The sequence below is a fragment of the Streptococcus sp. DFI.7.26 genome, assembly GCF_022240605.1.
Taxonomy (GTDB): Bacteria; Bacillota; Bacilli; order Lactobacillales; family Streptococcaceae; genus Streptococcus; species Streptococcus xiaochunlingii.
Genome location: NZ_JAKOGN010000004.1, coordinates 23,416 through 46,680 on the forward strand (window position 1 = coordinate 23,416; position 23,265 = coordinate 46,680).

A 23,265-nucleotide genomic window follows, 5' to 3' on the forward strand; every position below is an offset into this window, starting at 1 on the left:
CATACTATTATATCATAATTTCCATACTTTCTCAAACGAAAATTATTGATTTTACGGGCTTTCTTGGACTTTTCATCACTTATTTTCGAAAGCAATCTGCTACATTTTTTCAATGACTTTATTTTACTTCTTTAAAGCCATTCTTTTCCAAGTTTTTGATGAAGAGCGTTGGAGAGTAGGTCTTGATCATTTTGCAAATTTCTCCCAAGTCTTCGCTGTTTTTAATGTCATCGAAGTCTACTTTATCAGGATCAATCTCAATCTCAGAGATCATTGCTTCACCTGTCCAATCTGATGTCACAGTGATTCCATCGTAGTCTCTCAATTCATCAATGCCACCTTCACCTTCGTATCCTTCGATCAAGGCTTGTTTGGCACCTTCTTTATCATCCTCAGCATCGATCAATTTCTTGACTTCATCTTTGAATTCATCCGACACATGAGTCGCTAGTTTGATGGAAACTTTTTTGTATTTCTTACCTTGGTAGGATACGGTTACTGTAATTTCCTGTTTGGCTACCTCGTCAGCCTCATTGACATCTCTGTTAATCTTAAAGGTCCGAGTAACGACGCTATCTTTCGATAAGGACTTGCCCCCTTTTGATTGAGAGTTCCCACAACCTGCCAAGATAAGCAATCCAGCAACGACTAGTAATAGAAATTTTTTCATGTTTTTTCTCCTTATTCTTCTTTTGCTCCATTACGGAGTAGATTATTCATATATTCTGTTGGTGTCAATTTCAACAAATCTGCAATATTAGCCGATTTGAAGTACTCTAACTCAACCGCTTTTTTAGTATCCAACTGGGTAAAATCATAGGTGATGACCGTTTTGTATTCATTTTCATTTGGGACGGTCAGTTCAATGGTAAAGCCTGGAAGAGTCCGTGCTTGTTGGAGTTGTTCGTCCTTGTCCATCGACTCCACCATCAATCGTTGGGCTTCTTCGAGGCCAACTTCTTGAATGGCATTTTTTAATTCATCACTAGCAGGAGTGGTATTGGTCATGACCAATTTTTGTAATTGTTCCCCTTGATAGGTGATGGTCTGCTCTTGACGAATACCTTTCTCATCTGTTGGAAGAACAAAATGTTTGGTAAAGACTTGCTGCTCTTCTGCCTTCTCTAACAGATTTCGATTTTCTTTATTGAACGATTCAATTTTAGCACTGTTGGATTTTTGAACACTGGAAGAATCGGTTTTCCCATGTTTCTTCTGTCCACAAGCTGTCAGCGTCAGGAGCAAGACTCCTAGACAAATAAGCTTCTTTTTCATGTTTTCTCCTTTGATAAGCTTCTAGAAAGGGATTTTCCCCACAGAAGTATTGTACCATAGAATGCCCCGCAAAAACATTCTTACAACCATTTTTTCGTGGATTCTTTGGCCAGATACAAAAGAAAAAGTCGAGACCTTGACATCTCGACTCTTCTCAGTAGCTCAATGATTGGCTACTTTTCTTATAGGGCTGCTCTTAAGCGAGCCTCCGCATTTTCAACATTTCGTACAGAACGTGGTAAAAAGGCGCGAATATCATCTTCCTTATAACCAACTTGAAGTCGCTTGTTATCCACTAGGATAGGACTTTTCAAGATTCGTGGTGTTTCTAAGATGATATCGATGACTTCATTCATGCTGAGATCTTCAATATCGACACCTAGATTCTTAGCATATCGGTTTTTTGAAGAAACGATACTTGCAATGCCATTTTCTGTTTTGGTCAAAATATCGAGTAATTCTTCTTTTGTAATCCCTTCTTTACCAAGGTTTTGTTCTTTATAGATCAACTGATGAGCATTTAGCCAAGTTTTGGCTTTTTTACAACTCGTGCAACTTGAAACTGTGTAAATTTTAATCATGCATGCACTCCTTTCGCCACACGATAATAACATTGTAGTATATTATACCATAAAAACCATCAGTCTTTCGACCTATTTTGAAAAAAATTACTCTTCAATCTCAATAGCATCATCAAGATCTAGTGTTACTTCTTCAAGAAGTGGGCTTTCAGCTACTTCATCTTGTGCAACTACAGCAGTGTCATCATCGATCAAGCCGAAGCGCACGCGCACTTGGTGGTCAATCTCATCAAAAATTTCTGGATGGTCTGCCAAGTACTTCTTAGCATTTTCAGAACCTTGGCCAATCTTCTCACCGTTATAAGAATACCAAGCACCAGCTTTTTGGATCAAATCAAGATCTGTCGCAATTTTTAGCAATTCACCTGTACGTGAAATTCCTTCCCCGTACATGATTTCAACCATGGCTTCTTTGAACGGTGGAGCCACCTTGTTCTTCACAACCTTGATCTTGGTTTCCTTACCAACGTTGGTATCTTTTTGGTCCCCAGTCCCTTTGATTTGAGTATTTCCACGAACATCTAGACGAACAGAAGCGTAGAATTTAAGGGCACGACCACCAGGTGTGGTTTCTGGATTCCCAAACATGACCCCAACTTTTTCACGCAATTGGTTGATAAAGATAGCAATGGTCTTGGTCTTGTTGATCGAAGCTCCGAGCTTACGCATAGCCTGGCTCATCATCCGAGCTTGCAAACCAACGTGGCTATCACCGATATCACCATCGATTTCTGCGCGTGGGACCAAGGCAGCAACAGAGTCGATAACGACCAAGTCAACGGCACCAGAGTCAATCAATTTACCAGCAATTTCAAGTCCTTGTTCTCCTGAGTCTGGTTGAGACAAGAGGAGTTCATCAATATTAACCCCAAGAGCTGCAGCATAAGATGGGTCCAAAGCGTGCTCGGCATCGATAAAGGCAGCAATGCCTCCTTCTTTCTGTGCTTGCGCTACTGCATGGAGGGCAACGGTTGTTTTACCAGATGATTCTGGACCATAGATTTCGATGATCCGACCTTTTGGATAACCACCAGCACCCAAGGCAATATCAAGAGCCAAGGAACCTGAGCTCATGACTTGAACTTTTTGCTCTGCGCGTTCGCCCAGACGCATGATGGATCCTTTACCAAAGTCTTTTTCAATCAACTTTAGGGCATCATTGAGCGCTTTTTCACGCTCATCTCCAAATTTCTTAGAGATATCATCTAATTTTTTCTGTTTTTTCGCCATTCTTTTCTCCTATATTCAAAGCGTAATGCTATACAAGCTTCTTATCATTATAGCAAATTTTCATCTAATAATACAGTCCGGCGTACCAGATTAAAGGCATGAAGGACTGCAACTTTACGAACATCCATACGACTCCGGCCAGCGATATTGACCTTGATCGATTGGACTCCTTTAGGACCTGCAATTCCAATAAAAACGGTCCCTGCTGGGTGGCCTTCTAGACTGTCTGGACCAGCAACACCTGTCAGACTGACTCCATAGTCGGCCCCTGTTAAGAGACGGGCTTGCGCTGCCATCCGCTCAGCTGTATGGGCAGAGACCACTCCATGTTCTTGCAACTCAGCTAGGGGGATTTGGAGCATTTTGCTCTTTTCCTCTATGCTGTAAGTGACGAAACCTCCTGGTAGGACTGCCGAGGCTCCTGAAAAATTAGCCAGAGTCGACTGGAACATCCCGGCCGTCAAGCTCTCTGCTGCGGTTAGGGTCAAACCTCTCTCGCGCAAGAGTTCAAAAGCAACCTTGGCTAGGGAATTGTCATCTCCATAGCCATAGAAGAGCTGGCTCAAGGCTTGACCATCCAAAGTCTCATGACGGAGGATCACTTGCTCCAACCGATCCAATTTCTGATCAGCCTGCTCTTGTGACACGGCCTTGGTCGACAAGCGCAAGGTCACTTCTCCGGTCTTGGCATAAGGAGCCACCGTCGGATCAGTCTGGCCATCAATCACATCGGCTAGAACGGTTACCAGCTGGCTTTCCCCAATCCCAAAGAAGCGCAAGACGCGTGAGTAGAGCTTTTCTCCTGTTGCTAGAAGAGGCACTAACTCATCATTGACCATAGGTTTCAATTCACTAGGGGGACCAGGCAAGACCACGTAGCTAACGCCCTCTACTTCGATTAGTCCTCCCACTGCCAAACCGGTCAGATTTTGGAGCGGTGTTGAGCCTGTTACTATTTGAGCTTGTCTCAGATTGTTGGGAGTTCGAACATGGTCTGGCCGACTGGCAAAGAAACGGTCCAACTTGGCCATTGCTTCTGGATCAAATGTCAGATCTTTACCCAAAAACTGGGCTAGAGTCTGCTTGGTCAGATCGTCTTCGGTCGGTCCGAGGCCTCCCGTGAGGATGACGAGATCACTTCGATCACGCGCAATCGCAAGAACAGATAAGAGACGATCGGCATTATCCCCAACTGCAGTTTGGAAATAAACGTCGATCCCTAGACCGGCCAACTTTTCTGATAAGAATTGCGCATTGGTATTGACAATCTGTCCTGTGAGAATTTCGGTTCCCACTGCAATGATCTCTGCTTTCATAACGCCTCCACTTATACTATTCGTAATTTTTCTTCATTGTAACACAATTTCCTAAATTATTTTAAAAACAGATTGAAGAAAAAGTTCATTTTAGGTAACTTTCTTCAATCTGTTTCTTTTAGAGTATTATAAAGTAAAAAAACTCTTATAAATTCCGTTACATCAATATTCCTAAGAGATTTAACTACGTGGTAACCAACTTCTAAAAGGGCTTGCCTATATTCTGAAGTAAGCACATCGAGCGGTCATTTTTATATTGCTTTATTGACATAAAATCGTATCTCTAACGCTATTCCTTATATTTTCCTATCATTTTTTATGATACAATAGCATCAATTTATTTTTAGGAGGATAATATATGACTTCTACTATTGGTATTATAAGTTTATCTAGTGGGACTATGGGTGAAGACTTTGTCAAGCACGAAGTGGACTTGGGTATTCAACGTCTCAAGGACCTCGGACTCAATCCTATCTTTCTACCTCATTCGCTAAAAGGCTTAGATTTTATCAAAGAACATCCTGAAGCTCGTGCAGAGGATTTGATTCAGGCCTTTTCTGATGATAGCATCGACATGATCCTATGCGCCATTGGTGGAAACGATACCTATCGCTTGCTACCTTATCTTTTTGAAAATGACCAACTACAAAAGGTTATCAAACCAAAGATTTTTCTCGGTTTCTCGGATACGACCATGAACCATCTCATGTTGCATAAACTAGGAATCAAGACTTTTTACGGCCAATCATTTCTAGCAGACATTTGTGAGTTAGACAAAGAAATGTTGCCATATAGCCGCCACTACTTTAAAGAATTGATTGAGACTGGAAAAATCTCAGAAATTCGCCCTAGTAACGTTTGGTACGAGGAACGGACTGATTTTAGTCCCAAAGCCTTGGGAACACCTCGTGTCAGCCATGCAAATACAGGTTTTGACTTGTTACAAGGCAATGCTCAGTTTGAGGGAGAAATCCTCGGTGGTTGTCTTGAGTCTCTCTATGATATTTTTGACAACTCTCTACACGCAGATAGCACAGACCTCTGCCAAAAATACAATCTTTTCCCTGACTTATCCGACTGGGAAGGAAAGATCCTACTGCTAGAAACCAGCGAAGAAAAGCCTAATCCTGAAGACTTCAAAAAGATGTTGCGGACTTTAAAGGAAACTGGTATATTCGAGGTCATCAATGGACTATTAGTCGGAAAACCTATGGATGAAACTTTCTATAACGACTATAAAGAGGCACTATTGGATTTCATTGATAGCAATATCCCGATTGTCTATAATCTAAATGTTGGTCATGCAACTCCAAGAGCGATTGTTCCCTTTGGAGTCCACGCGTATGTAGATGCAACGGAGCAAGTCATTCGCTTTGACTATAACAAAGAAAGCTGAGATAAATTTCTCAGCTTTTTCTATATTCTCAAATACTTTCGCTATCTGTACTCACTACTTACCACTTTTCCATTCACAATCATTCTCATGGTCATCAACCAGACCTGCAGCTTGTAGAAAGGACAAAACTGCAACAGGACCTGTAAACTTAAAACCCCGCTTTTTGAGGTCCTTGGATAATGTCCCAGATAAGGCTGTTTTAGCTGGTGCTTGACTGTAATCTGGAACATCATTGACAATGGTTTTTCCATCGACAAAAAACCAGAGATAGGCATCAAAGGTGCCAAACTCTGCCTGGACTTGTAAAAAGGCTTGAGCATTGGTCCGTGTCGCATAGATCTTAGCACGATTTCGGATGATAGCTGGATTGTCCATCAAAGCCTCCAGTTCCTCATCCGTCATCTCCGCGACACTTTGAAGATGGTAACCATGAAAAGACTCTCGGAAAGCCTGCCGTTTATTGAGTACCGTTTCCCAAGATAGTCCAGCCTGATAGGTCTCCATACAGAGCAACTCAAAAAGCGCCTGGTCATCGTGGAGGGGCTGTCCCCACTCCTCATCATGATAGGCCACATAGAGAGGATTGTTCATTTTAACCCAGCCACAACGTTTTGGCATAGGAACCTCCTATTTCACCAACATCTTCAGGGCAGACTTGATATAGTTCTCTGCTGTATCGGTCGTGCCTTCAAAGAATTTCTTGATTTTCTTAAGCTCCGTTGCCTTGTAGCCCAATGCCAACATAGCTTCCATAGCTTCTTCCAGGGCTTGGTTTTCTTCTGAAACTTTGGCTTTGGACTGAGCCGGTGCATCTTCTAGGTCAAGATTGATCTTACCTTCTAGGTCCAAGACCATCTGTTGGGCTGTTTTCTTGCCGATCTTCGGAAACTTGGTCAAGTAGGTAATATTCTTGCTTTCGATGGCTTGGACAAGGCCTGCATTGTCATCTGCAGCGATAATAGCCAGAGCTGAGACAGGTCCAATCCCAGAGACTGAGATCAAGTTTAAAAAGAGCTGTTTCTCTTCTTCGGTCGCAAAACCATAGAGAAGATGAGCATCTTCACGGACCACTTGGTGCAGATAGACTTGCACCTCTTGATTCATTTTTCCAGAGTAGGCATAAGGATTGGCCACATGCAAGAGATAGCCGATTCCAGCTGTTTCTACCACAATGTATTTAGCAGTGATTTTCGTTAAAATTCCTTTAATGTATTCGTACATAATCTTCCTTTATTCTTTGTTTAATACTTGCCCAATTCCCGTAAACTGGTGTGATTTTCCTGAATGCGTCGGAACATCTTTTCCATATCCGACTTGGTAAAGTTAACCAAGACAGGACGGCCATGAGGGCAGTTATAAGGGTTGTCACATTGGGATAGTTGGTAGATGAGATCCCGTGCGGAGTAATCATCCAGTGTGTGGTTGGCTTTGATGGAGCGTTTGCAGGACATCATGATGGCCAACTCAGCCCGGTATTTCTTGATGGACACTTCTTTGGTCAAAAGGAGCATGTCACACATTTCGTAGATACCCGACTCGATCTCTTCTTCCTTCATCCAGATCGGATGCTCCCGCAAGATCAACTGGTTGGCTCCGTACTCTTCAAGATAAACTCCCACTTCCTCTAGGAGGTGTTTGCGCTGTTGCAGGCGAATCAGATCGTCTGCAGGGAACTCAAAGATATAAGGCACCAGCAGTTGTTGCTGACTGCCGTCTACGTTCCCGATGCTCTCCCGATATTCTTCGTATTTGACCCGCTCTTGGGCCGCGTGCTGGTCAATGATGTAGAGACCCCCATTACCTTGGGCAAAGAGATAGGTCCCATGCATCTGACCAAAATATTCCAACTCTGGGAAGGTCGAATGTTCCTCCCCGTTCAACTTATCATAGGCCTTGTCTAGACTAGCTAGATCCAACTCTGGGTGATCCAGTTGATCATACTGAGGCGCCTTTCGCTCCGCGAATTTGATGGCTGGTGATTTGGCCTCCTGATTTCCCTCTTCTGGGGCAAAGAGAACCGTTTGCTCTGGGGTCAATTCACCACTTGGCTGGGATTCCCCGACCTCTGGACGGACAAAGAAGTCTCCCTTGTCTCGGTCGTAATAGAGACTATTTTCTTTTAGAGGGAGGCTGGTCTGGACTGGCTTTTCTGTTCGACGAAGCGTTGACTTAGCTAGATTTTCTAGAGCATCTGGAATCAGATCCTGCTCTTTCAAAGCGGAGACAATAGCCTGGGAGATCAAGGCCATTAGTTCTCGTTCTTTAGAAATACGCACCTCTTGCTTGGTCGGGTGGACATTGACATCCGCTAGATAGGGGTCAATCTGGATATTAATCACCGCTATCGGGAAGCGTCCGACCATGAGTTTACTGCCGTAGCCATCCAAGATGGCCCGATTGAGCAAGAAATTCTTGATGTATCGACCGTTGATAAAGAGACTAATGTAATTGCGATTGGCCCGGGTCAATTCTGGCAAAGAGACGAAGCCCGACACTTCAAAGTCCAAATCACCTGTCTCGATGGCAACCATTTTCTTAGCGGTAGCGAGCCCGTAGACTCCTGCGATGGCTTGACGGAGATTTCCCGTCCCTGCCGTCCGTGTCATTTCATGGCCGTCATTGATCAAGGTAAAGGCAATCTCTGGATGGGCCAGACTCAGGCGGTTGAGAATGTCGACGATATGGGACAACTCTGCCTGTTGGCTCTTCATATATTTGAGGCGGGCTGGTGTATTGAAAAAGAGGTCCTCAACTGTGATTTTTGTCCCCACAGGGCTAGTCGCCGGCTCAAGAGAAGTGATTTCGCCCCCTTTAGCCTCTAGCTTGGTCCCATGACTAGCTCCTTCCTGAGCTGTCAGGATGGTCATGACACTGACAGAGGCAATAGACGGCAAGGCCTCGCCACGGAAACCTAGGGTCCGAATGCGAAAGAGGTCGGCTTGACTCTTGATCTTACTAGTGGCATGGCGACGAAGGGCTAATTCCACTTCCTCATGGGCAATCCCTTGTCCATTATCCGTGATTTGAATGCTCTTTAAGCCAGCTTCTTCGATCTCTACGACAATCTGACTAGCTCCCGCATCGATGGAGTTTTCAACCAGTTCCTTGACCACACTAGCAGGGCGCTCGATGACCTCACCGGCAGCGATTTGATTGGCTAGAATTTCTGGTAATTCGATAATCTGTGACATAGCTTCCCCTCTTATGTTTTATACGCGCATAGGTAGAACTATTATACCATATCTACAAGGAAGCCCTCCCTTTATAAAACCTTGTGCTCCAGCTCCATTAAAGATACCGTCTTCTACCAGATAAACAGACAAACTGACCGAATATGCGAAAAGCCTTGTCTTGATGCCTGAAAAAGTGTTTAATAGACTTGTAAGCAAGAAGGCCTGCTAGCGGATCGCTTACTTGACGTCAATATGTTAGAAGGGATTTGTATGAAAGTAACAGTTACCATTGACCCCCATTTTCAAGAAGAAGGCGTAGCCATTACAGCGCCACAACCTAGCGAACGCATCCAGAAAGTCCAACAATTCATAGAGGAATTGGACCAGAAGGAACGCTTGCGAGCGAAAAAGGAGGGCGAAACCTATCTTGTAGAGACTCACTTGTTTCATCGGTTCTATATTGAAAACCGTCAAGTCGTTGGGGAAACAAAGGATGACCACTTCATCCTCACCGGTCCTCTCTACCAACTCTCTGAAGATTTGCCCATCTACTTTTTAAAAATTTCCCAATCTGAAATTATCAATACCAAAGAAATCGATCAGCTGTATTTTACCAGCAGCGGATCGGTCCAAATCAATCTGAAAAACGGGACCATCACCTATTCGTCTCGTCGCTATTTAAAAGCTATTAAGGAGAAATTATCATGTTAAAGACTCATCTATCGAATGCCTCTAAAGGCATCTTCATCGGCCTTACCCTCTCTATCGTCTTTTCTTTCCTAAACTCATCTTCCACTTACATGCCTCTCAGTCCAAGTTCAGGCGTTGGACAATGGATGCAAGCCCACGACGTGCATGGATCCCTTGTCATGCTCTATTGTATCCTTATATGGGCTGGCATCGGCTTGCTCTTCAGCTTAGGAAAAAACCTGTTCAACAAAGACTGGAGCCTCCTCCGTGCGACCCTCAGCCACTACCTTTTGATGCTCTTTGGTTTTCTACCTTTGGCAACTTTGGGAGGCTGGTTCCCAATCCAAATCAGCTTCTACATCTCCGTCATTATAGAGTTTAGCCTTGTGTACTTGGTTATCTGGGCGGTTTCTTATCGCATTTACAAGAAAAAAGTAGAAGAGATCAACCAACAGTTGCAAGGGAAAGCCTGAAGAATTCAAAAAACAGTTCGAATGAACTGTTTTACTCTCAATAATTCCGAGTGTCTGAAACAACTGTGTTTCAGGCACTTTTCTCACAGCGGAAAGTTTTAATCTATTCAGAATTGATTCTAATAAAATGACTCAATTTTTTTACGAAAAACAGTCTATCTATATTCTCCTATGCTTACTTCACTGGAGGAATTGGTGGCATAAATAAATCTTTCAAATCATCTACGGAGTCTGCTTTCATCCATTCTGTCATTCCTTGTTTCCAGACTAGACTTGAAGGTAATAACTGCCCTGATAGAGCCATTTGCGTCAAAGCATTCTTATCAAAAGGTCCAGATGCTTGTCCATTAACAGCTATGTGATAGGCGGTTGTAGGTAGGGGTGGCGGTGTCATCCCCATCTGTGGTTGCGTATTCGTCATGATATTATTCATCGTTCCGGCAATATTCTGGCCTACAGCCCCGCCAACCGCAATACCTGCCATCATTGCAGTAGGATTAAAACCTGCATCTCCTCCCAATGAAACAGTTCCTGAACCAGCAGAGCCCATTTGTCCTAATGCTTCAGCACCAGCAATACCAACCTCTGTTTGTTTCTCAATTTGGAAAGCACCTAGATTTGAAGACTGCGTCTGCTTATGCTGGGCATATTGTCCTTCTTCACGCTGAATACGAATTCGCTCAACATAATCAGTTGTCTCAGCTTCGATCTTAGCCGTTGTGACATCTTTAGTAACGGAAATAAGCTGTCGATAACCTTCACTTGCCTTATCAATTTCTATTGACGCAATATCAACATTTGAAACAGTGACACCAAAAGTAGCTTCCAACCTCTCTATGACATCTCTTTCAAGAGCATCATTTATTATGGCAATTTTATTCTCAAGTTTAATGACAGGAATGTTATGTTCCGCAGGAGCATTCGCAACAATATTTTTAGTATATCGAGCTACTGCATCCTTAATTTGTTTTTGAAAATCATTAAGATTAAATGTTTGAAGTCGATGGAGCTTGATAAATTCCTTATAATCAGAAATTTTAAAGCTAATTGTTCCTCGAACTGCAACAGGAACACCAAAATCTAAAAACCTTGGATCATAGACATCAAAAAATGGCACTGCAAATTTCACTTGGATAAGTTGCGCAAGATTGATGAAATAAACTTCTGCTTGGAAGGGTGTCCCACCGTCATAAGCCGCTCCTACTATGCTTGCTAAAATGGGAAAGTTCGATGTCTTAATAGTCTGGTCATAAGGACCTAAAATATAATCTTGTATCGTCCCGTCTTTTTGCTTATAAACAAAGACAGCAACTTCTCCATCTTTAACACGTAATGAGGATCCCCAGCGGATAGCATTTTCTCGATCACTTGCACCTTGTTGAACCCCTCTAGGATGCCATTTCCATATCAAATAGGATGCTTCATCACAACGGATTTCATCCATGAAACCGCCTGTTTTATTCATACCAAATACTTTCATACCCTTCTCCTATAACTTTTCAATATTTAAACATGTTATTTATTTTCTTTTTCTCCAAGGGATTAGTAAAAATGATCCCAATAGTAAAAGTGTTCCAGGTATTGAAAAAATAAGTACAAGAGCATTCCCTTTACCCAATGCATTTTCCAATAGAGCTGCTATTGAAATTATAATTAATCCGATAGTAAAAGTTAGAAGGAATTGCAATTTTTTGGATTTCTTAACGGTAGTAACCAAAACTTTTTGTCTTTTATGTTTTTGAGTCTGAGTGTACAACTGATGAATGTAGTGAAATTCTTGAGTATCTCCAAAAGAAAGTGTTGCCTTCTGATAAGCTTGCTGTAGCTTTGCTTCCCAAGCTTCATAATCATAATCATACGAATTCATATTTGAAGTCGCTAGAATGACAAATTCATAAATATCTTCTTTTGTATTTGGAACATAGAAATTTCGAATGATACTAATTTTTTGTTCCGCACTTTCAGCCAACTCTAATTTGGTTGCTAATTCATCCACTCTGCTCTTGCTCTTTGATCCCCTTAGCTCATAGCCACAGCTTGGACACGAAGACATAAAGGAGTTTAGCATCTCAGCACAATTTGGACACTTATGGAGCTCTCCATCATAGACTGATTTCCTTTGTTCCGATTCTGTATGCGCTTCTCCTATCTCTACACCACAACCACTACAAAAACGAGCACCTTCAACGAGTGCATGTCCACAATTTATACAAAAACCCATTTTCTTTTTCTCCATTTTCCCAGTTTACGCCAAAAAGTATCGGCGACACGGTTTCATTATACCGCTTTTTCGCCGCTCTGTAAATTCATTTTCACCCTTTAACAAAAGCATTCTAAGCGGTTACAAGTTTTTATAAAAAATAGAGCTTGAACAATTCATCAAGCTCTGTTTTTTAAATTCTCTTTTTCATCTCGGCAACTGCCATCATGACTTCCATCGGGGTCATGTTGTAAATATCGAGAGTTTTTAATTCTTCTAGTACTGGATGAGTGGCATCTGCTGCAAACAGAGATAACTGTTCTCCAAGCTCTGGAGAGGATTCTTGTGTTGGAGTCGCCATCGGCACTTCGTGGCTTTGGCCTTCTAATTGACTCAAGATAGTATCTGCCCGCTTCAAGAGATCGCTTGGCAGGCCTGCAATCTTGGCCACATGGATTCCATAGGATTTATCCGCCGGTCCCTCTTCAATCCGGTGCAAGAAGGTCACTTGGCCATCCTTCTCCAAGGTGGCGACGTGGACATTGCGCAAGCGAGATAGGGTATGCTCCAGGTCGGTCAACTCATGGTAGTGGGTGGCAAAGAGCGTCTTGGCACCTGTCCGGTCATGGATGTATTCGATGATGGCTTGAGCCAAGGCCATCCCATCATAGGTCGCCGTTCCCCGTCCCAACTCATCAAACAAGATGAGAGAAGCCGGAGTCGCTTGGCGAATGGCATTGTTAGCCTCCATCATCTCAACCATAAAGGTCGATTGGCCGGACACCAAGTCATCTGCAGCCCCAATCCGGGTATAAATCGCATCAAAAAGAGGGAGGGTCGCTGCTTGAGCCGGTACAAAGGAACCAATCTGAGCCATAATGACAATGATGGCCAACTGACGCATATAGGTGGACTTCCCGCTCATATTGGGCCCCGTAATCAACTGGATATCACAGGTCTCATCCATAGAAATGCTGTTGGGGATGTAGCTTTGAGCTCCCATCACCTTCTCAACAACTGGGTGACGCCCCTTCTCAATCCGGATATCACGCGCCTCTTGAAAGACTGGCCGGGTCAGTTGTTGTCTTTCAGCTACACAGGCCAAACCTTGCAAGACGTCCACCGTTGCTAGGGCTTGGGCTAGGGACTGCAAGCGCTGAATGTACTTGCCGACTTCCTCTCTGATCCGTAGGAAAATCGCATACTCTAGGCTAGTCGACTGTTCCCGAGCTTCTAGCATCTCCCCTTCGATCCGAGCCAGTTCTTCTGTCCCAAAGCGCTCAGAATTTTTCAAGGTTGCCTTGCGGAAGAAATGTGCTGGCACACGGGATAATTGGGAATTGGTCACATGGAAATAGTAGCCATCTTTTTTATTGTAGTCAATTTTTAGTCCGGTGATGCCACTGGCTTCCCGTTCTTTGGCTTCAATCTCTGCAATCCAGCCGGTCCCTTCCCGGAGAACGACACGGTACTGGTCCAGAGTTGGGTCAAAGCCGGTACGGATGATATTGCCTTCTGTTAGAACAATCGGGGCATCCGGATCAATCGCCGCTTCGATGAGACGGCAAAGCTCTGGTAGCTCATCTAACTGGGCGATGAGGAGGTCTAGCACCGGCTCTCCCATCTCTACCAAGAGCGACTTGACCAAGGGAACATGGCGTAGGGTTTCGCCCAACTGCAAGAGGTCCTTGGGAGTGGTCTTACCAAAGGAAACCCGACTGGCCAAGCGCTCGATGTCATAGACACCCTTGAGACGATCTGCCAGATCACTTCGCTCAAAGAAATGGTCCAAGAAGACTTGGATAATCTCTTGGCGCTCCTCGATCCGATGGCGGTCCATCAAAGGCTTCTGGATCCATGCCCGCAAGAGACGGCCTCCCATGGCTGTCTTGCTTTCATCTAGGAGCCAGTAGAGGCTGCCATGTTTTTTGCCAGTCCGAGCATTTTCTGTCAAGTCCAAACTCGCCTTGGTCGCATAATCCATCTGCAAGAAATCACGGACTTCATAGTGATGGGCAGGCTTGATATGGTGGAGTTCCCGCTTCTGGGTTTCCTGGACGTATTGGAGCAGGCCTCTTGCCGCTATTCTCTCCAAATGAGTCAACTCACCCCCTAAAAGTTGGACATCCTCCGCCACTTCTGAGATAGGGGAGAGCAAGAGGTTCATTTGCCCAAGAAGGACTCTTTCTTCCATTTCTGACAAGGAGTAGGTCAGGACAATCTCACGCGCCCGTAGGTTGCGGATCTCCCCACAGACCATGGCAAAATCATTTAGACTGGTAACCTGAAACTCCCCGGTCACTAGGTCCATATAGGCAAGGCCATAATCCGTCTCATCATGAGACAAGGCTATCAGGAAGTTGTTGGCGCTGTCTGGCTTGGTCGAATCGACAACGGTCCCCGGAGTAATGACTTGGACCACTTCCCGTTTGACTACACCGACGGCTTGCTTGGGATCTTCCATCTGCTCTGCAATAGCTACCTTGTAACCTTTTTCGATCAAGACATCGATGTACTGCTGGGCTGAATGATAGGGAACTCCAGCCATGGGAATCGGATTTTCTGCATTTTTATTCCGAGAGGTCAAAGAAATCTCTAAAATCTGAGCTGCATTGACGGCATCTTCATAAAAGAGCTCGTAAAAATCCCCCATCCGAAAGAGCAAAAAAGCATCCGGATAGTCTTTTTTGATATCTAGGTATTGCTGCATGCCAGGTGATAGTTTTTCTGCTGCCATATCGTTCCTTTTCTATATCATTGCATTCATTCTGAGTGCTTACTCCAACTCTAAACTGACATAAAATGAGGGCCGATCCCTTTCTGGACTGGTCCCTCGCCCTTGACTAGTGACTAGAATGTTGGAGAATGGTCTGCTGGACTGTTTGTGCTACTTCTTGGTCCTTGCAAACAATTAAGAGGGTATTGGCCCCTGCGACGGTGCCAAGGATTTGATCATCCAAAATCTCATCGACTGCGTTGGCTAAAATAGCCGCCTCTCCCAGCTCCGTCCGAACAACCAGTGTGAACTCCGCTCTAGAGACCACTTGTGCATATTGAGCAATCAGTCTAAAAATATCTGTTCGATCCGGTTCGTCTGCTAATTTATAATAGAGGCCACCCTTTTCTTTTACCTTGATCAGACCGATTTCTCGTAGATCTCTAGATAAGGTTGTCTGGGTCACTCCCGCCCCTCTTTGATCTAGACGGTCTTGAATGTCTTTTTGCGTCGATAACTTCTCATTTTGAATAATTTCTCGAATCAAAAGCTGACGTTCATCTTTTTTCATTTTTGCTCCACTTTTGAATAATTATACTTTGATTATACCAAAAAGTTTGAAGAAAGGCCGAATTTTGTGATAGAATAGTAACAAAAGACCAAAGGAGCTACTATGAATCATAAAGAACTTATTGCAAGTGAATTGGCAAAAGTCATTGAAGGCTTAGACCAAGAAACTATCTTAAATTTACTAGAGCAACCAAAATCTTCAGACCTCGGAGATATCGCCTTTCCTGCCTTTTCTTTGGCTAAAATCGAACGCAAAGCTCCTCAAGCGATTGCTGCTGATATTGCGGAAAAAATCGATGCCTCTCACTTTGAAAAAGTCGTTGCTACTGGTCCTTACGTAAACTTCTTCTTGGACAAATCTAAGATCTCTGATCAAGTCATCAAATCTGTTATCGAAGCAGGTGCAGACTACGGTCAGCAAGACGAAGGACATGGAGGAAATATTACCATCGACCTTTCTAGTCCAAATATTGCAAAACCTTTCTCAGTTGGTCATTTGCGCTCAACCGTTATCGGAGATGCTCTTTCAAATATCTTCCGCAAAATGGGCTACAACACCATTAAAATCAACCACTTGGGAGACTGGGGTAAACAATTTGGTCTCTTGATGGTCGCTTATAAAAAATGGGGTAGCAAGGAAGCTGTCGAAGCCAATCCAATCGATGAATTGTTGAAACTCTATGTCCGCATCAATGCCGAAATTGAAAACGATCCTGCTTTGGACGAGGAAGGACGTCTCTGGTTCAAGAAATTGGAAGATGGAGATCCAGAAGCAACTGAATTGTGGCAATGGTTCCGTGACGAAAGCTTGGTAGAATTCAACCGTATCTACAAACTCCTCGGTGTTGAATTTGACAGCTTAAACGGAGAAGCTTTCTACAATGACAAGATGGATGAAGCTGTCCAAATCCTTGAAGAAAAAGGCTTGTTGAAAGAATCTAAGGGAGCTAGCATCGTTGAGTTGGATGATGTCAACCTTCCACCAGCTATGATTAAGAAAACAGACGGTGCCACTCTTTATATCACTCGTGATATCGCCACTGCTATCTACCGTGCACGGACTTACAACTTTGTGAAAAACATCTATGCTGTCGGTCAAGAACAATCCAACCACTTCCGTCAGTTGAAAGCTGTTTTGAAGAAAATGGGATTTGACTGGAGCGACGATATGATCCACGTTGACTTTGGTTTGGTCACAAAGAACCGCCAAAAATTGTCAACTCGTAAAGGAAATATCATCCTGCTCGAACCAACTCTTCAAGAAGCGATCTCTCGTGCCAAAGCTCAGATCGAAGAAAAGAACCCTGAATTGGAAAACAAGGAAGAAGTGGCACATGCAGTCGGTGTTGGTGCCGTTAAATTCTACGACTTGAAGACAGACCGTCGCAACGGGTATGACTTTGACCTTGAAGCCATGGTATCCTTCGAAGGGGAAACTGGACCATACGTTCAATACGCATACGCACGTATCCAATCCATCCTTCGCAAAGCCAACTTCACACCATCAGCAGATGCAACATACAGCTTGAACGACCCAGAAAGCTGGGAAATCATCAAACTTCTCCAAGACTTCTCTCGTGTCGTGAAACGTGCTGCTGAAAACTATGATCCATCCTTGATTGCTAAATATGCTATCAACTTGGCTCAAGCCTTCAACAAGTACTATGCTCACACTCGTATCTTGGATGAAAGTCCAGAACGCGATAGCCGCCTAGCTCTTAGCTATTCAACAGCAGTTGTCTTGAAAGAAGCCCTTCGCTTACTTGGTGTCGATGCACCTGAGAAAATGTAATTTCTTCCTTACTTTTTGATAGGAAACCATCTCTTGTAGGGGTGAGAGGAATCGCTAAATAAGCCTTATTTAGTTCCATCTCACTCCTTTTCTCATGCTAAACACACCTATATTTTTAGGGATTATCGCTTCCCTTCATCCATTATCTTATCCTCTGGAGAACCCTATGAATCAAACTGTTTATATTCTTATTTTAGTTAGTCTGCTCATTCTCTTTTTAATCAATAAACACGAGAGAGAAAAACTGCAAAAGATTTTACAAGAGCAACTCTTAAAAGATGAAGTCTTCAAGGCAAGCATCAAGGAACAAATCCAAACGACGGAAAACATCAACGATGTCATCCACGCCATCAATAAGGACTATCGCCTCGGCCTCTTGCTCTCGAAAGAAATCACAGATCAATTAAAATAAGCAGCAAAAAGGAGGCGAGAAACTAAATCTCGCCTCCTCTTCTCTTTTGATAAGGAAAGTGCTTCAATACAAATTTTTAAAATAATATAGCTAGATGATTTTCAAAATAATGTTCATTATTATTAATCATTTAAGCAAATCTATAACTTTCCGCTGTGAGAAAAGTGCTAGAAACAATAGTGTTTCTAGCACTCGGGAGTTTTGAGACCTTAGGCTCAAAACTAAGTCATGGAACTTTGTAGAAGTTCGCTGACGTCCGTACTCACCTAAGGAAAGTTATTTAGAAGACTTTATCTTCAATCGAACCTCCAAGCCTAGGCTTGGAGGTTCTAATTTTAAAAGTGATACAAATCTTCTACAATGGCTGCTACTTTTTTGATATCCCCTAGCATTCCTCGCATCTCAAAGTCTGCTAGCACAGGGAAACCAAAGCGTTGGCTGTACTGCTTGGCCGTTAGGCAATATTGATTGTTGAAGTTGCGATTTCCTGATCCTACAACTCCCAAGCATTTAGTGGCATTGTCTCCATAGGCAATAAAGTCTGCTACATCGGTCGTTAAAATTTCCACATCTCCATTATCAACACCATTTCCTCCTTCTAGGTAGGTCGGCAAAAAGGCGATAAAAGGTGTATCAACTTCAAAGAAGGGCTTTCCTTCTTTGACTATATCTTTGACATGGATTTTTTCAATGACCAAGTCAGGGTACTGCTCCCATAGATAATCACTGAGACGACGAACAAAACTTTCAGTATTGCCACTTAAACTGATATAGACAAAACATACTTTCATTTTCTTCTCCAATCAGACCAGCTCCTCTTCTTTGTTCCAGACTTGAGGAGTTTTTAAATGCTATGATCTAAGCTTGAAGGTCGCTAGCTGGTCTATTTTTCAATTTGTAGAGGAGGATTCCCAAGTAAACAAGGGCTACAACCACACTCAAGACAAGTGCATATAAGCTAGAAGCCTGTAACAAGGTCCGCAATTTGTCTGACGTGATCACAGACATAGAAGAACGATAAGACAAGAAATTATGCAAGCTCATTAAGACAAAGGCACTAATCTGTCCCATATAGGCATAGGTCGCCTTAACAATATCCTTTTTAGACAGGAAGAAATAGCCAACTGCAATCAAGCCCCCAATCAAAAGAGATAGCAACAACCAAGCAATCGGTCCGCGTAAGGCTACGATTAATTTTTCAAGGAAGGCTTTGTATTCTTCCCGTTCAAGAGCAGTGGTTAAGTTCAAAGAAGCTGCCATTTCATCTGTGAGCTCCACTTTAGCCAATCCAAAGAAGGACTGAGCAGTTAATAGAGTTCCCATAGCTGATAAAGCTAGCAAGACATACATATAAATTGGATTTTTCTTCATTGTATTTCCTCGTTTCTAATATCCATAGTATTTATTATAACGTGAACCTTAGGGAAGCGCAAGTTTAGATTTTCCCAGCGATCCTGTGCTAAAAAAGCTCCCTCTAAATCAGGATATGATTCAAAAGGAGCTCTTCTTTCTAAGTATATTGCTTCTAGAATGTTGAAAACAAATTAGTTTAAGTGCCAGATATCTTCGTTGTACTGAGCGATGGTACGGTCAGATGAGAAGAATCCTGCTTTAGCAATGTTGACGATGACTTTATCCAACCATGCGTCACGGTCTTCGTAGTCAGCCAACATTTGCTCTTTCACTTTGATGTAGTCTTCCAAGTCAAGAAGGGTCATGAACCAGTCTTTGTTGATCAACTCATTGTGAAGGCGAGACAAACGTTCTTGGTTACCAACTGCAAGAACAGCGTCGCTCACGATGAAGTCAACCAATGGTTTGATAGCTTCACGTGCGTAGAATTCGCTTGATTTGTATGCTGATTTCGCGTAAAGGTCGATAACAGTTTCTGAATCTTCACCGAAAATGTAGATGTTTTCATCGCCAACCAACTCAGCGATTTCCACGTTAGCCCCGTCCATAGTACCAAGCGTCAAAGCTCCGTTCAACATGAATTTCATGTTACCAGTACCTGAAGCCTCTTTAGAAGCCAATGAGATTTGTTCTGAGATATCACATGCTGGGATCAAGAAGCTTGCTGCAGTCACGTTGTAGTTTTCAACCATCACTACTTGCAAGTGTGGAGCTACTGCTGGGTCGTTTGCAATGACTTCTGACAAGCAAAGGATCAAGTGGATGATATCTTGAGCGATGGTGTAGGCAGGAGCTGCTTTACCACCAAAGAAGACTGTGATTGGACGAGCAGGGATATTACCAGCCTTGATGTCCAAATATTTGTGGATCACATACAAAGCGTTCATTTGTTGACGTTTGTACTCGTGAAGACGTTTGATTTGGATATCAAAGATAGAGTTTGTATTGATTTCCACACCTTGGTGCTCTTTCAAGTGACGAGCCAATTTACGTTTGTTGTGAGCTTTGATGTTTTCCAATTTTTCTTTGACAGCAGCTTTATCTTCGTATGAGAGAAGGTCTTCCAACTTAGAAGCATCATGATGCCAGTCACGTCCAAGGATCTCATCCAAGTAGTGAGACAAGCTTGGGTTAGCATGCATGAGCCAACGACGGAATGTGATACCGTTTGTTTTGTTGTTGAATTTTTCTGGGTAGATGTCGTAGAAGGCCTTCAACTCTGAGTTCTTCAAGATTTCAGTGTGAAGAGCTGCAACCCCGTTTACGCTGTATCCGTAGTGGATATCCATGTGAGCCATGTGAACACGTCCGCTCTCATCGATAATTTGAACAGCTGGGTCTTTGTATTCTGCTTTAACACGACGATCCAATTCTTTGATGATTGGTACCAAGTGAGGAACCACTTCTTCCAAGAATTCAAGAGGCCATTTTTCAAGGGCTTCAGCAAGGATTGTGTGGTTTGTGTAGGCAGTCATGCTACGAACGATAGAGATGGCTTCATCAAGTTCGATACCACGTTCAGTCAAAAGACGGATCAATTCAGGAATCACCATTGATGGGTGAGTATCGTTGATTTGTACAACTGCGTAGTCCGCAAGGTCATGCAAGTTGCTTCCTTTTTCGATTGCTTCATCGATGATCAATTGTGCACCGTTTGAAACCATGAAGTATTGTTGGAAGATACGGAGCAATTCACCTTGTTTGTCGCTATCGTCTGGGTAAAGGAAAAGAGTCAAGTTACGAGCGATATCTGTCTTGTCAAAGTTGATACCGTCTTTGATGATTGAAGAATCAACTGAATCCAAGTCAAACAAACGCAAGCGGTTTTTAGTAGCTGTTTTGTATCCAGGTACATCGATATCGTAAAGAGTAGATGTCAATGTAAAGTGTGCAAATGGTACTTGGTAGCTACGACTTGAACGAACCAACCAGTTTTGATCAGTCAACCAAGCGTTAGGAATGGTTTCTTGTTGGTTGTTTTTAAGAACTTGTTGGAAAAGACCAAAGTGGTAGTTCAAACCAACACCGTCACCATTCAAACCAAGTGTAGCGATTGAGTCGATAAAGCAGGCTGCCAAACGTCCCAAACCACCGTTACCAAGTGATGGTTCCAATTCTACTTCTTCGATTTCGATCAACTCTTTACCTGCATCAGCAAGTTCTTTCTTAACTTCGTCATAAAGACCAAGGTTAATCAAGTTGTTTGACAAGAGTTTACCAATCAAGAACTCAGCTGAGATATAGTAAACTTTTTTCTTACCAGTGTTGACTGGTTTTTGGCTGCTAGCAAGTTTGCTGTAGTTAAGAAGAGCAAGGTAAAGCTCTTCGTTGCTACATTCTGCGATAGATTTATTGTAACGTTTTTGTACAAATTCTTTTAATGGTAACATTTTTTTGTCTCCTGATAATGTCTTATTTCTTTAATTCTACTAAATTTTCATTGATACGACGATAGATGGTTGTGAAATCAAGCAATTCTTGCTCGACAGCAGGAGTCAATTGATCCGCTGTCATCCGCCATGCCCAGTTGCCACCAAGGGTAGATGGGAAGTTCATACGAGCTGAGCCATCCAACTCTAACAAATCTTGCATGGTAGCGATGGCCACAAAGCTGACTGAAGCAAAGACGGTACGAAGCATCGCATGTGGAACAGATTCGTATTCTTTACGGTTGGTGTAACGAGCAAGGTACTCACGAGTTGGATCGTCAATTTCATTGCGATACCACCCAAGAACAGTGTTATTATCGTGTGTTCCTGTATACATAACTGAGTTGTTTGGTGCCAAGTGAGGGCTGTCGATACTTTCATCGTCAGGATTGAAGGCAAATTGAAGGATCTTCATGCCTGGGAAGCCTGTGCGCTCACGAAGCTCAATGACTTCGTCAGTCATGAAGCCAAGGTCTTCTGCGATGATGTTCAAATCACCAAGTTCTTCTTTCACTGCGGCAAAGAGTTTGTAGCCAGGACCTTTAACCCATTTACCTGGTGCTGCTGTATCAGAACCAGCTGGGATTTCCCAGTAAGACTCGAAGCCACGGAAGTGGTCAATCCGCACGATGTCGTAGATCTTGAAGCTCTCACGCAAGCGTTCAATCCACCATTTGTAACCATCTTTGTCCATTGCTTCCCAGTCATAGATTGGGTTGCCCCAAAGCTGACCAGTTGCTGAGAACTCATCTGGTGGGCATCCTGCGATGCAGGTTGCTTTTCCATTTTCATCTGTTTTAAAGAGATGAGGATTTGCCCACATATCGCTTGAATCTTCCGCTACGTAGATTGGCATATCACCTACGATCTCAATATGGTTGTCGTTAGCGTATGCTTTCAATTTCAACCATTGTTTGAAGAAGAAATACTGTGTTACTCGATGGTAAGTCAATTTGTCTTCCAATTGAGCGCGATATGAAGTAAGGGCTTCTGGTTGGCGTGCACGAATCGCAGCGTCTGGCCATTCTGTCCATGCTTTTAATTCAAAGTGCTCTTTAATAGCCATGTATTCAGCAAATAATTCCAACCAAGCTGCATTTTCTTCAGCAAAACGGCTGAAGTCATCCCAATCACCGTTTTCAATAAAAGCTTTAACCGCTTTTTCTAGAAGAGGACGACGTTGTTCGAAGATCTTCGCATAGTCTACTTCTGTTGGGTCTTGACCAAAATCAACACCTTCGACATCGGATGCATCCAAGAGCCCTTGATCGATCAAGAGATCGAAGTCAATAAAGTGGGTGTTGCCTGCAAAAGCCGAGAAGGATTGATAAGGAGAATCTCCATAACTGGTTGTTCCGAGAGGCAAAATTTGCCAATACCGTTGCTTAGTCCGAACAAGGAAATCGACAAAATCGTAAGCTGCTTGACCAAACGAACCGATTCCATACTTCCCAGGCAAGGATGAAATGTGCATCAAGACACCACTTTGGCGTTTTTTCATTGAGGGTACCACCTTTAGTTTAATATTTTTTGTTTCGAAGAAAAATAGACCAACTTTCTACTCTAATCCAGTTCTCATTCCGACTTTTAGAAGGGTTA

Annotated in this window: 21 protein-coding genes; 5 read left to right on the top strand and 16 right to left on the bottom strand. The window is 43.1% G+C overall.

Features of this window, described 5'->3' with window-relative positions; translation table 11 throughout:
- Positions 1–118: 118 nt before the first annotated feature.
- The 5 genes from L0M85_RS05350 to L0M85_RS05370 all read right to left on the bottom strand — a co-directional run bounded on the left by L0M85_RS05350 (position 119) and on the right by L0M85_RS05370 (position 4,402).
- Positions 119–670, bottom strand: coding sequence for an SP0191 family lipoprotein (locus tag L0M85_RS05350; protein ID WP_233331824.1), 552 nt, complete (start codon positions 668–670; stop codon positions 119–121).
- A gap of 11 nt (positions 671–681) precedes the next feature.
- Positions 682–1,275 carry an SP0191 family lipoprotein gene (locus tag L0M85_RS05355; protein ID WP_238656620.1) on the bottom strand — a complete coding sequence of 198 codons (594 nt, stop codon included), beginning with the start codon at positions 1,273–1,275 and terminating at the stop codon, positions 682–684.
- A 182-nt stretch (positions 1,276–1,457) separates the two neighbouring features.
- Complete coding sequence (gene spx / locus L0M85_RS05360; RefSeq protein WP_006595399.1) at positions 1,458–1,856, bottom strand: transcriptional regulator Spx; 399 nt, start codon at positions 1,854–1,856, stop codon at positions 1,458–1,460.
- Positions 1,857–1,943: 87 nt separating this feature from the next.
- The gene (gene recA / locus L0M85_RS05365; protein WP_125335103.1) at positions 1,944–3,086 is read right to left on the bottom strand and encodes a recombinase RecA; all 1,143 of its coding nucleotides are present in this window, start codon (positions 3,084–3,086) and stop codon (positions 1,944–1,946) included.
- Positions 3,087–3,133: 47 nt separating this feature from the next.
- On the bottom strand, positions 3,134–4,402 hold the full coding sequence (locus L0M85_RS05370; protein ID WP_233331826.1) for a competence/damage-inducible protein A: 1,269 nt from the start codon (positions 4,400–4,402) through the stop codon (positions 3,134–3,136).
- 358 nt (positions 4,403–4,760) lie between these two features.
- Here L0M85_RS05370 and L0M85_RS05375 point away from each other — a divergent pair, with 358 nt between their 5' ends.
- On the top strand, positions 4,761–5,798 hold the full coding sequence (locus L0M85_RS05375) for a S66 peptidase family protein (RefSeq protein WP_238656621.1): 1,038 nt from the start codon (positions 4,761–4,763) through the stop codon (positions 5,796–5,798).
- A gap of 54 nt (positions 5,799–5,852) precedes the next feature.
- Here the strand turns inward: L0M85_RS05375 and L0M85_RS05380 are convergent, their stop codons facing one another.
- From L0M85_RS05380 to mutL, 3 genes are read right to left on the bottom strand one after another with little or no spacing between them, the layout of a single operon-like run.
- A complete protein-coding gene (locus L0M85_RS05380) occupies positions 5,853–6,416 on the bottom strand; it encodes a DNA-3-methyladenine glycosylase I (protein ID WP_238656622.1) in 564 nt (187 codons plus the stop codon).
- Between the two features lie 9 nt (positions 6,417–6,425).
- Positions 6,426–7,019, bottom strand: coding sequence for a Holliday junction branch migration protein RuvA (gene ruvA / locus L0M85_RS05385; protein WP_195550383.1), 594 nt, complete (start codon positions 7,017–7,019; stop codon positions 6,426–6,428).
- Positions 7,020–7,039: 20 nt separating this feature from the next.
- On the bottom strand, positions 7,040–8,989 hold the full coding sequence (gene mutL, locus L0M85_RS05390; RefSeq protein WP_238656623.1) for a DNA mismatch repair endonuclease MutL: 1,950 nt from the start codon (positions 8,987–8,989) through the stop codon (positions 7,040–7,042).
- Between the two features lie 252 nt (positions 8,990–9,241).
- Here mutL and L0M85_RS05395 point away from each other — a divergent pair, with 252 nt between their 5' ends.
- Both L0M85_RS05395 and L0M85_RS05400 read left to right on the top strand, forming a co-directional pair.
- Complete coding sequence (locus L0M85_RS05395) at positions 9,242–9,682, top strand: LytTR family DNA-binding domain-containing protein (RefSeq protein WP_185776829.1); 441 nt, start codon at positions 9,242–9,244, stop codon at positions 9,680–9,682.
- The gene (locus L0M85_RS05400; RefSeq protein ID WP_238656624.1) at positions 9,676–10,134 is read left to right on the top strand and encodes a DUF3021 domain-containing protein; all 459 of its coding nucleotides are present in this window, start codon (positions 9,676–9,678) and stop codon (positions 10,132–10,134) included. The genes L0M85_RS05395 and L0M85_RS05400 overlap by 7 nt, the downstream gene beginning before the upstream one ends.
- A 175-nt stretch (positions 10,135–10,309) precedes the next feature.
- Here L0M85_RS05400 and L0M85_RS05405 read toward each other — a convergent pair whose 3' ends face one another.
- From L0M85_RS05405 to argR, 4 genes are all read right to left on the bottom strand, one after another.
- Positions 10,310–11,614 (bottom strand): SPFH domain-containing protein, encoded by a 1,305-nt coding sequence (locus L0M85_RS05405; protein WP_238656625.1) that lies wholly within the window; start codon positions 11,612–11,614, stop codon positions 10,310–10,312.
- A gap of 39 nt (positions 11,615–11,653) precedes the next feature.
- Positions 11,654–12,370, bottom strand: a complete 717-nt coding sequence (locus L0M85_RS05410; RefSeq protein ID WP_238656626.1) for a zinc ribbon domain-containing protein — start codon at positions 12,368–12,370, stop codon at positions 11,654–11,656.
- 157 nt (positions 12,371–12,527) lie between these two features.
- Positions 12,528–15,071, bottom strand: a complete 2,544-nt coding sequence (gene mutS, locus L0M85_RS05415) for a DNA mismatch repair protein MutS (protein ID WP_238656627.1) — start codon at positions 15,069–15,071, stop codon at positions 12,528–12,530.
- A gap of 106 nt (positions 15,072–15,177) precedes the next feature.
- The gene (argR, locus tag L0M85_RS05420) at positions 15,178–15,621 is read right to left on the bottom strand and encodes an arginine repressor (protein WP_006595388.1); all 444 of its coding nucleotides are present in this window, start codon (positions 15,619–15,621) and stop codon (positions 15,178–15,180) included.
- Between the two features lie 102 nt (positions 15,622–15,723).
- Here argR and argS point away from each other — a divergent pair, with 102 nt between their 5' ends.
- Both argS and L0M85_RS05430 read left to right on the top strand, forming a co-directional pair.
- A complete protein-coding gene (argS, locus tag L0M85_RS05425) occupies positions 15,724–17,412 on the top strand; it encodes an arginine--tRNA ligase (protein WP_238656628.1) in 1,689 nt (562 codons plus the stop codon).
- A gap of 166 nt (positions 17,413–17,578) precedes the next feature.
- The gene (locus L0M85_RS05430) at positions 17,579–17,824 is read left to right on the top strand and encodes a MarR family transcriptional regulator (RefSeq protein ID WP_238656629.1); all 246 of its coding nucleotides are present in this window, start codon (positions 17,579–17,581) and stop codon (positions 17,822–17,824) included.
- Positions 17,825–18,159: 335 nt separating this feature from the next.
- On the opposite strand, the gene nrdI is transcribed toward L0M85_RS05430, so the two are convergent.
- From nrdI to malQ, 4 genes are all read right to left on the bottom strand, one after another.
- Positions 18,160–18,627 (bottom strand): class Ib ribonucleoside-diphosphate reductase assembly flavoprotein NrdI, encoded by a 468-nt coding sequence (gene nrdI, locus L0M85_RS05435; RefSeq protein ID WP_125329292.1) that lies wholly within the window; start codon positions 18,625–18,627, stop codon positions 18,160–18,162.
- A 55-nt stretch (positions 18,628–18,682) separates the two neighbouring features.
- Complete coding sequence (locus L0M85_RS05440) at positions 18,683–19,195, bottom strand: ABC transporter permease (protein WP_125329293.1); 513 nt, start codon at positions 19,193–19,195, stop codon at positions 18,683–18,685.
- A gap of 173 nt (positions 19,196–19,368) precedes the next feature.
- The gene (glgP, locus tag L0M85_RS05445; protein WP_156677039.1) at positions 19,369–21,627 is read right to left on the bottom strand and encodes a glycogen/starch/alpha-glucan family phosphorylase; all 2,259 of its coding nucleotides are present in this window, start codon (positions 21,625–21,627) and stop codon (positions 19,369–19,371) included.
- Positions 21,628–21,649: 22 nt separating this feature from the next.
- A complete protein-coding gene (gene malQ / locus L0M85_RS05450) occupies positions 21,650–23,167 on the bottom strand; it encodes a 4-alpha-glucanotransferase (protein WP_238656630.1) in 1,518 nt (505 codons plus the stop codon).
- Between the last annotated feature and the right edge of the window lie 98 nt (positions 23,168–23,265).

Bases quoted from the DNA above. Each gene is read 5' to 3' on its own strand.
- L0M85_RS05350 (WP_233331824.1), bottom strand. From the start codon at position 670: ATGAAAAAATTTCTATTACTAGTCGTTGCTGGATTGCTTATCTTGGCA.
- L0M85_RS05355 (WP_238656620.1), bottom strand. From the start codon at position 1,275: ATGAAAAAGAAGCTTATTTGTCTAGGAGTCTTGCTCCTGACGCTGACA.
- spx (WP_006595399.1), bottom strand. From the start codon at position 1,856: ATGATTAAAATTTACACAGTTTCAAGTTGCACGAGTTGTAAAAAAGCC.
- recA (WP_125335103.1), bottom strand. From the start codon at position 3,086: ATGGCGAAAAAACAGAAAAAATTAGATGATATCTCTAAGAAATTTGGA.
- L0M85_RS05370 (WP_233331826.1), bottom strand. From the start codon at position 4,402: ATGAAAGCAGAGATCATTGCAGTGGGAACCGAAATTCTCACAGGACAG.
- L0M85_RS05375 (WP_238656621.1), top strand. From the start codon at position 4,761: ATGACTTCTACTATTGGTATTATAAGTTTATCTAGTGGGACTATGGGT.
- L0M85_RS05380 (WP_238656622.1), bottom strand. From the start codon at position 6,416: ATGCCAAAACGTTGTGGCTGGGTTAAAATGAACAATCCTCTCTATGTG.
- ruvA (WP_195550383.1), bottom strand. From the start codon at position 7,019: ATGTACGAATACATTAAAGGAATTTTAACGAAAATCACTGCTAAATAC.
- mutL (WP_238656623.1), bottom strand. From the start codon at position 8,989: ATGTCACAGATTATCGAATTACCAGAAATTCTAGCCAATCAAATCGCT.
- L0M85_RS05395 (WP_185776829.1), top strand. From the start codon at position 9,242: ATGAAAGTAACAGTTACCATTGACCCCCATTTTCAAGAAGAAGGCGTA.
- L0M85_RS05400 (WP_238656624.1), top strand. From the start codon at position 9,676: ATGTTAAAGACTCATCTATCGAATGCCTCTAAAGGCATCTTCATCGGC.
- L0M85_RS05405 (WP_238656625.1), bottom strand. From the start codon at position 11,614: ATGAAAGTATTTGGTATGAATAAAACAGGCGGTTTCATGGATGAAATC.
- L0M85_RS05410 (WP_238656626.1), bottom strand. From the start codon at position 12,370: ATGGAGAAAAAGAAAATGGGTTTTTGTATAAATTGTGGACATGCACTC.
- mutS (WP_238656627.1), bottom strand. From the start codon at position 15,071: ATGGCAGCAGAAAAACTATCACCTGGCATGCAGCAATACCTAGATATC.
- argR (WP_006595388.1), bottom strand. From the start codon at position 15,621: ATGAAAAAAGATGAACGTCAGCTTTTGATTCGAGAAATTATTCAAAAT.
- argS (WP_238656628.1), top strand. From the start codon at position 15,724: ATGAATCATAAAGAACTTATTGCAAGTGAATTGGCAAAAGTCATTGAA.
- L0M85_RS05430 (WP_238656629.1), top strand. From the start codon at position 17,579: ATGAATCAAACTGTTTATATTCTTATTTTAGTTAGTCTGCTCATTCTC.
- L0M85_RS05440 (WP_125329293.1), bottom strand. From the start codon at position 19,195: ATGAAGAAAAATCCAATTTATATGTATGTCTTGCTAGCTTTATCAGCT.
- glgP (WP_156677039.1), bottom strand. From the start codon at position 21,627: ATGTTACCATTAAAAGAATTTGTACAAAAACGTTACAATAAATCTATC.
- malQ (WP_238656630.1), bottom strand. From the start codon at position 23,167: ATGAAAAAACGCCAAAGTGGTGTCTTGATGCACATTTCATCCTTGCCT.